This window comes from Oceanobacillus indicireducens (assembly GCF_014647195.1).
Classification (GTDB): Bacteria; Bacillota; Bacilli; order Bacillales; family Amphibacillaceae; genus Oceanobacillus; species Oceanobacillus indicireducens.
The window spans coordinates 1-8,914 of the sequence record NZ_BMOS01000059.1; the positions used below are offsets into that span (position 1 = coordinate 1).

5 protein-coding genes and 2 pseudogenes are annotated in these 8,914 nt (G+C 38.0%); 2 read left to right on the forward strand and 5 right to left on the reverse strand.

The genetic code is table 11. The features are described from left to right. Positions 1–75: 75 nt before the first annotated feature. Positions 76–1,164, forward strand: a pseudogene (locus IEX94_RS19025) (AlwI family type II restriction endonuclease); the annotation flags it as partial. A gap of 367 nt (positions 1,165–1,531) precedes the next feature. Continuing rightward, positions 1,532–1,837 (forward strand): annotated as a pseudogene (locus IEX94_RS19945) (IS3 family transposase); the annotation flags it as partial. A 214-nt stretch (positions 1,838–2,051) separates the two neighbouring features. Here the strand turns inward: IEX94_RS19945 and IEX94_RS19035 are convergent. The 5 genes from IEX94_RS19035 to IEX94_RS19055 all read right to left on the reverse strand — a co-directional run bounded on the left by IEX94_RS19035 (position 2,052) and on the right by IEX94_RS19055 (position 8,862). Then, entirely contained in the window at positions 2,052–3,701 is a 1,650-nt protein-coding gene (locus tag IEX94_RS19035) for an FAD-binding dehydrogenase (RefSeq protein WP_188859776.1), read from the reverse strand. A 61-nt stretch (positions 3,702–3,762) separates the two neighbouring features. Then, entirely contained in the window at positions 3,763–3,978 is a 216-nt protein-coding gene (locus IEX94_RS19040) for a hypothetical protein (protein ID WP_194461825.1), read from the reverse strand. 371 nt (positions 3,979–4,349) lie between these two features. Continuing rightward, complete coding sequence (locus tag IEX94_RS19045) at positions 4,350–6,128, reverse strand: pyruvate kinase (protein ID WP_188859780.1); 1,779 nt, start codon at positions 6,126–6,128, stop codon at positions 4,350–4,352. Between the two features lie 452 nt (positions 6,129–6,580). After that, on the reverse strand, positions 6,581–7,804 hold the full coding sequence (locus IEX94_RS19050) for an MFS transporter (protein WP_188859782.1): 1,224 nt from the start codon (positions 7,802–7,804) through the stop codon (positions 6,581–6,583). Positions 7,805–7,815: 11 nt separating this feature from the next. After that, positions 7,816–8,862: an ArsR/SmtB family transcription factor gene (locus IEX94_RS19055; protein WP_188859781.1), complete on the reverse strand. Its 1,047-nt coding sequence runs from the start codon at positions 8,860–8,862 to the stop codon at positions 7,816–7,818. Between the last annotated feature and the right edge of the window lie 52 nt (positions 8,863–8,914).

An 8,914-nucleotide genomic window follows, 5' to 3' on the forward strand; every position in this document is an offset into this window, starting at 1 on the left:
GCTGAATTAGTTTGAAATAGATGACCTGGAATAATGTGCTAGTTTACAGCAGTTGGTAGAGTTGCAAAAAGAAAAGTTGATAATGAGTTACTAAAAAAGTTAGGAGCAGCTGGTGGCGTTAAAAGTACATCAATTAAGGATTATGCAGATGTAAACTTTAGATATCCTCGCTTAACGGGGTTGATCTCACACAAAGGTAAACGATTGGTTATTAATGATAAAAAGGCCCCTATTGTTAATTCTATTTTAGCTGAAAATAAGAAAACTGCTGTAGCAGATAGCAAAGAATATCTACTTCATTTATGGAAAGGTGCAGAATTACCTACTGACAATGAAGAAACTGCAAAACAAGAAATTAATCGTTTTAGGCAATTGCTAATCGCCAATGAGGTGAATAAAGGAATAATTCCCGAATCTCCAGATACTAAAGAAATAGCAGAACTTAATCAAGTACGTATAAGGTTAGAAGTGTTATATCAACAAGTACTTGAAAAGCAATTTGCATTAGCCCAAACGGAAGAAGATAAAGTAAAAGAAACAATAGCATATCTAAAGAAGATTGATAAACAGCCAATCGATGATTCTTATGATATAGAGATTGAAGATGAACCAGCTTATTTGGAATGGTCAGTCTGGAAGGCATTTCTAGCTATAAACGAGCTTGTAAATGAACCACATGAAGCAAGAAGATTTAAAGTTGATCAAGATTTCCTGCCTATGGGGTGCGCTCCAGGTGGTGGTCCAGATTTAATATTTGAATTTGAGGACTATGTATTAATTGTTGAAGTGACATTAACTACTTCTTCCCGTCAAGAAGCAGCTGAAGGTGAACCTGTAAGAAGGCATGTAGCAAAGGAAAAAGCAAAGATAGCAGAATCTACTGGTAAACCTGTATACGGATTGTTTATGGCACGTTCAATCGATAATAATACAGCAGAAACATTTCGTATAGGGGTTTGGTATAATGGGGATGAACCTGACTTTATTAATATTGTTCCGATTACACTGAACCAATTTATTTTAATGATGGAAAAATATGTGACATGTCGTTTTGATAATAAAGTATTTAGAAGAGTACTAGATTCTTGCTTAATCCCAAGAAATGCTCATGCGCCAGCTTGGAAAAGAGAAATTCAAAAAGTTGTGGATTCGTTTTTGTCTTAAAATAGCCTATTGAAATAATAGTTTTAAAGTGGTTGTGGAGGACCTGTACAACTAACTAAAATAAAAACAATGATGCTAGTATAGTTTCATGGACACATCTAAGTTAAATTTTATTCAATGAATTTCAAGGAGGATGTGTCCAATGAGTACAAGAAATAATGGTAAACGGTATAACGATGATTTCCGCAAAATGATTATCGATCTTTATTATTCTGGAAGTTCTGTAAAAGATTTAACACCGATTGAAGGGTCTAATGGCAAGGAGATTATTCCTAAAGAAGTGGATGCCATCCAAAAAGAGAACCTTCGCTTGAAACAGGGGCTTGAAATCCTAAAAAAAGGCTATGGCCATATTCGCTCTAATGACGTCATATTCCACTCTGATTTGGGTTCACAATATACAAGTGATTCCTTCGCAGAAAAGATTCAAAGCTATAAGATGACGCATTCCTTCAGTCACAAGGGAAATCCCTATGACAATGATTGTATTGAGTCTTTTCATGCGATTTTAAAGAAGGAGGAAGTAAATCACGTCCAATACCTAGATTTTAACGCTGCGAGGGGAGAGTTATTTAAATATATTGAGGGCTGGTATAACCGTAAAAGAATACACGGGATCGATTACCTAACCCCGCAAGAGATGGAATACTTAGTGCATAATCAAGCAGTATAATTGCACAAATTGACATTAGTGCACGGCTTTACTTGGAGAGGTGCGTGTGGTAGTCTTTTGCCTGACGAAATGCGTTTTACTAACCTTTCGTCTTTCGCAAATCACCACACGTACAGAGCAGCTAGTCAAGCCTTCATATATGTATTCAAAGCACAATGAGAAAAATTAACTTAAATGTTCCTAAATATTGACATAGATCCAGCTCTTCTTACATTTAGTTTTGGCTTAATGATCGTCCGACTTGCCTGCCTGAAAATAGACATCCTCCTAAAAAAGTCCCTTCTAATGCACGATATCCGTGCAATCCACCACCGCCGAATCCGGCAACTTCTCCAGCAGCGAATAGTCCGGGCACAGGTTCCCCAAATTGATTCATAACTCGTCCTTCGAGGTCGGTCTGTAGTCCGCCTAATGTCTTCCTGGTCAATATGTTCAACCGTACTGCTACAAGCGGGCCATTTTTAGGATCCAGGATTTTATGCGGTTTCGCCACTCGTATCAATTTATCTCCAATATAGTTTCTGGCTCCTCGCAAGGCGGTAATTTGAAGGTCTTTCGTGAACTTATTCTCCATTTCGCGATCTCTTGCAAGCAGCTGCCGTTCAATATGTGCAACGTCCAATCTCCTATCTCCCGTAATGTCATTCATCCCTTGTACTAACTTCTCCAATGAGTTTGCAACGACGAAATCTTCCCCTTTATCCATAAAAGCTTGAACAGGCGCCGGAGGTCCTGGCACTACTCTCGAAAGTACTTTCTTAATGCTTTTCCCAGTTAAATCAGGGTTCTGTTCAGACCCTGATAATGCAAATTCCTTTTCGATGATTTTGGCGGTTAGAATGAACCATGAATAATCGTAGCCTGTTTCTTGAATTGCCTGTAGTGTACCAAGCGTATCGAACCCAGGGAAATTTGGGGCGGAAAAACGGTTCCCTACCGCATCGAGCCATATGGATGACGGACCGGGAAGAATGCGAATGCCATGAAAGGGCCATATCGGATCCCAGTTTTTAATCCCTTCCGTATAGTGCCACATCCGATCTTTATTCACGATACGTCCGCCGGCTTTTTCGGTGATTGATAGCATCCGTCCGTCCACATGCGCAGGAACGCCCGATATCATTCTTTCCGGCGGATTTCCGAGACGCTTCGGCCAATTCTCCTTTACCAAATCAAAGTTCGCACCAATCCCTCCACTGCATACAACGACAGCAGGCGCTTCATATGTAAACTCTCCAATGACGGCGCGTGAACTTGCTTCTCCCCTTTTTACATCGCTCGGTTCTAAGATTGATCCTCGCACGCCGATTATGGCACCATTTTTCGACAAAAGCTCATCGACCTGGTGTCGTGGTCGAAAGTCAACCAATCCATTTTGCATTCCCTCACGAACAATTTTTTCAAACGGTCGGACAATGCCGGGGCCCGTTCCCCATACAATATGGAAACGCGGCACGGAATTGCCGTGTCCTTCCGCTAAATATCCCCCTCGTTCCGCCCACCCGACAACAGGAAAGAAACGGACACCGAGCGAATGCAGCCAATCCCTTTTTTCGTGAACTGCAAATTCTATATAAGCCTCAGCCCATTGTTTTGCCCAATGATCCTCATCATCTTCCCGATCAAAACCGGCACTTCCCATCCAGTCTTGCCTCGCAAGCTCGTAGGAGTCTTTTATGCCAAGGCGCCGTTGCTCAGGTGAATCAACTAAAAAAAGACCACCGAATGACCACCACGCTTGTCCCCCAAGAAATGCTTCGGATTCTTGATCTACTAATAAAACCTTTTTGCCCGCCCCGATCAATTCGGAAGTGGCAACAAGTCCCGCCAGTCCTGCCCCAACAACGATAACATCATAATCCATAAGTATTCCTCCCAAACACTTTGCTATCTCTTATTCGACAGCGAAGCGACAATTTTTTACGTCAAAGGACGTTAGCCAACCTAATCGATACATTTACTATCTTCATTATCTCATTAATTTTGATTGGTTCCGAGTGGATTAACGGTAATACGGTAACGATGAATCTTCCAATTTTTATAGGCTCATTCGTTTCAAACAGTGTAAGCTTTTCTTCTGGTGCATTACCACCTCTTCCAATATTAAGGGTAGCTCCCAACAATTGAATGAATTTGAACAAGTATTGAAAAACACCCTAAAACAAACTAATGAAATTACATTGATTGATATGCCAATGGGAGTGTAGAATATTACCGTTATTTATGGTAAAAGAGACCTTCCTCGCAATTACGAAAGGCGCTGATTAATTTCAAAATTTATTGTACGGTCCCCGTAATACTTTAAAGGTGACTGATCTTGTGCTGAATCCAATAGTAGGATTCAGCCTTTTATTTGTGTGTTGAATGCTTTCTCGATCCCTTATCCAATAAGGTTAGCATCCCCAACCCGAGGTTGTTTGTCGGACCCTATTTTCGGCTCCTAACAAATTTCTCAATAAAACAGGGCATTTATAGACTATTAATGATTTTTTTCACAGGTTTCTCAGTATAATTAAAACCCATATTGAGCAAAAGGTATTATGGAATTTCTAATATTCAACAATGGATCCTCCTTTAATTCATCCAATTGCTGCAAGAATTTTATTGAACTGGAAATATGAGGGCCTTTATTCATCATAATACAATCGGCTCGTAATCCCATAAAGGCATCTGTAATCTCCGCCCTGAGTGGTATGCCTTTCTTATTCATTTGGTTAAGAACACTGGTTGCCCAAATAACCGGCACATGTGCAGCCTGGCAAAGCTCCAAGATTCCTTCTTGAACATTCGCCAGTTGTTCATAGCCGATCTCGATTGCTAAATCCCCTCTGGCAATCATCACACCGAATAAATCTAAATTCAACCCTTCTAGAATAATTTTAGATAAAGAAAGAAGAGCATGTTTTGTTTCTATTTTCGCAATGACACCGATATTCCTCTCTGTATATTGATCTAAATATCTCTTTACTATTCGAATATCATTTGGCTGATGAATGAAAGAAATTCCAACTAAGTCAACAAAAGGGACAATCTCTGGTAAAATACTAATATCCGTTTCTGTAATAGCCGGAACATTTAAATAAACCTGTGAGTCTGGAAAGTTTACCCCTTTTTCAGATTTAATTATTTCCCTCTTTTTTCTGGTAAGTGTAATCTTTATATCCAAATAGGTATCTGTAACGTTCAATACAGCTGCACATATATTTCCATCATCAAAAAAAACCCTGTCTTTCGGCTTAACATTTTTTAATGCCTCTGGTATCGTAATCCCAATTGAAGCTGGTTGTTTATTATTTTTTGGTTTACCATGATAGCCATGGCTTTTATAGATTCTTAAGATATCTCCTTTTTTAACCTTAATGGTCGGCTGCCTTTCGAGTAGATTCGTCACTTTACTATGATTATCATGCCCCAATTTTATAGTGGTTTCCTCATTCAAAATAGCTGTTTTGTTTAATTCAACCTTCAGGCATGTAGCATCTATCATTTCCAGTACGGTGAAATATCGTTTCCTTCCTTTGACGTCCGTAAAAGGAATGGTTTGCCCTGGTGTAATATCTATAAATTCCTTAATATTTAATTCAATTTTAAAAGCGTGTCGAATAGAAGGAACTATACCTTGATTGCTCACTAAATAGCCAATCGGGGAGTCTTTTTCTGTATTGATTACGAGTGGAGCCTGGATTTTTCTAAAATCGAACACCCGAATTTTTGGACCAGGTAGATCTACATAAATTTTGCACTTTACATCATTCAGCTCTTTTTCTGCGGCTCGAACGTTTTCAACAAGCTGCTTCCATACCGAGTAGTCATGGGCTAAGTTTATTCGGGCAATCGTCATCCCAGCCCTTAGTAATTCTTTAAAAATCTCCGGTCTCTCCAGCATCGTTTTATCTAAAGTAACCATAATGGAAATGGGATCTTCTTCTGATTTTCCCAATAACTCCTTGTTACGCTGTTTTTTTAAGAACACGGCATTGTTAAAATCAATATAATTTTCATATTGCTGATCATTGGGAGATAAATGGCTAATTATTTTATTCAATGAATATAAAATATGGGGACTCATCTGCTGTATAGATGAAAATCCTTCTTTTATTAAATTGGAATGAAGCACTGGATTTGAAGGTTTCTGTAAACCCAAAAATGCACATAAGTTTTGCTTGCTAGCATCTGCCATATCAATATGATGACTTTCAGAAAAGTCCATTAAGAAGCGATTAATCTCGTTTCGTAATTGAGAAAGCTGATGTATGATTTCGTTCTTGTTGGAATCTGCCAACCTTTCCATAGCAATCACCTCATTAAAAATAATTTATGATTATTTTTTTAAAAGGATACTTTATGTTATGGAAAGTCCCGGTCTACAGCCGTTTAGAACGTTCAAGGTTTTTAGGAAAAAGATTTGGACACTCCTCGGGAGGAAAAAAGCATGTAAAGCAGCCATTGCTCAAGTTGTTTGAGGATAACAGAAGATGTTGTAATACCTTTAAAGAGATCCAGAGGGATTAGTTAGGGCTCATACTAAGAAAAACAGGGCGAAAACCATGCCCGGTCCTTTTCCGTTTGCCATGGCTAAAGAACATCAGATAATTTATATTTATATCCATGTATCCCTCTATAGTACTCCGGATGCATCTCTCCATCACATTTTTCACAGCTGAATCTTGGTGGGGTAGTTGGATCTCCCCATCCATCAAATCAATTTCTCAAACACTTTTTATACCTGAATAGATACCTCTCTCAAGAAACCATTTTTTCTTGACTACTCTTTCCATCAATAAATTTAAAATATGGTAAACAAATTCCTGCTAATGAAACGATACTAATTAATAAACCAATCAAAAGGTACAATGGCCTTACACCAAACACTTCACTTAACAAACCACCAATAAGTACTCCCAACGGCATAACGCCCCTGATAATTAGCAAACGAACCGAAAATACCTTACCCATCAAGGCGTTTGGAACCACTTTTTGGATAATAGTTGTATTATGGATGCTAAAAACAGCCATTACTATACCTGCAATAGTTTCTGTTGTTATTGCTAAAAGGATACTATAATTAAAGCATAGTGCAACGTAGGTTAGTCCCCCTATGAAAAGGGAACCGAGCATAAGATATCTACGACTTTTATATTGAATTCTTGTTACTAAGAAAGCACCTATTATGTATCCAATAGGAAATCCAGCCATGAAATACCCATATTCAGCATATGTCCCGCCTAATTCTTGCGTACTGTATGGTAGAGTTGTAACCATTGTCACTCCTACTCCAAATTGAACAAATGCTAAAAAAACTCCTAACCAAACAATTACTTTTTGAGAAAAGAAAAAAGACATTCCTTCCGTGAAATCGGCTAACCATGTTTTTCTCACTTCTATATTACTTCTATTTTCTTGGATAAAAAGTAATGTAAAACCACTCATGATTAGCAAAGTACTCACAAAAATAAGGGTAATATGAACACCAATATACTCAATTACTATTCCAGCTATTATTGGAGATAAAAAGGTCATTAAACGGACTGTTCCATCAATATATGCATTTGCTGATGGTAATTCCTCTTTTTCTACAATAGTTGGCGTGATTGCATGATTAGCAGGCACATAAAATGGTGTGATTAACCCAACTACACACTGAACAGCATATATTTGCCAAACTTCCAGGTTTCCTGATAGTAATGCAGCTAACGGTAAGATAAATACAATCCCCCTTGTCCATTGCGAGAGTATCATTATCCATTTTCTACTCCAACGGTCAATATAGGGACCAATAAAAAGTTGCAGAATCAGTGATGGTATATAATACAAAAGCCACATACTACCAAGTGCCATAGTTGATCCTGTAAGTTGAAAGATTAATATTGAATTACAAAAGGTACCAAATGCTCCACCAAGTTCAGATATTCCATTTCCTAACCATGTAGCTACAAACGAACGGTTCTTAAATAGAGAAGAATTCATAAGTTCCCCTTTCATCGTTGTTTGATGTACTGTTCTAGTTCCTTGAAGAGTAATTCTAATGCATTTGCCTTTAAGGAATATTTCCCTTCGATTATTTCAACCAGTTTAGCTGCACGTAATATTTTCAGATGATGATGAATGGTAGTCTTACCTATATTCAACTGTTCCGTAAGTTCCTGTAACGAATAGTCCTTTTCCGATAACAATTTTACTATTCGAAGTCTAATCTCTTCCCCTAACGCCTTATGCTTTAGTACTAAAAAGTTATTTGGCATATATTTATCATGTGGTGAAAGACTTTCGTTAGCTACTGGGTAGTAGAAAACTTTCGTATCTTCAATATCTGCTTCAATAACCCATGGACGATAGACATATTGTGGAATGAGTAAAACCTTATGAACACTGGGCTCGGGAAGGTAGTTTATTCCACCTGTTGCCCACTGGACAAGTTCTTCAGAAGACATCTTTTCTTTCATGTGCTTTTTAGATTCATAATCGGTCCGTAAAATTCGAGTCGTCCGTTCTAATTCTGGTCTTATCACAACCTCATACCATAGTGCCATAACCTCAATTAAATGATCTTTAAGTTTTTGTGGGTCGGTTTTACTTATGAATTCGATATACTGAGGAAAAAATTCATTATCACCCGTTATCCGTTGCAACTCTATGATAGCACTTTCATTTCCAGTTGCAGCTTTTTCCCTTATGTGTTGGAAGTTCTCACCAATATAAGGTAAACAAGCAAATTTAAACTTTGTACCTTGTAATAAATTGACATTAGTACAGAATTCATTCAGAGTATTGCTTTCATGTTGGTGGAGCAATTGTAATAATGCTTTCCAAGTATTATTTTTTTCAACGTAATCTAAATGGTGGTTAAGATTTTCAGAGAATGACCCTCTAAGTTCTTTCCAATAACTTGCTGGTTTCTCTAAAGTGTTGAGTAATCGTGAATTCGTTACTGCGGCTATCCCAAGAGCACATTCCCATAGAGTAGAATAAGTGAAATGGACTTCATATGTTTCTCTTTTTCTACCCGTTGCCTGTAAAATTTCCATATATGTATATGGTAACTTAAAAATGAGCCACTATCGCAATTGAAATTTGAGC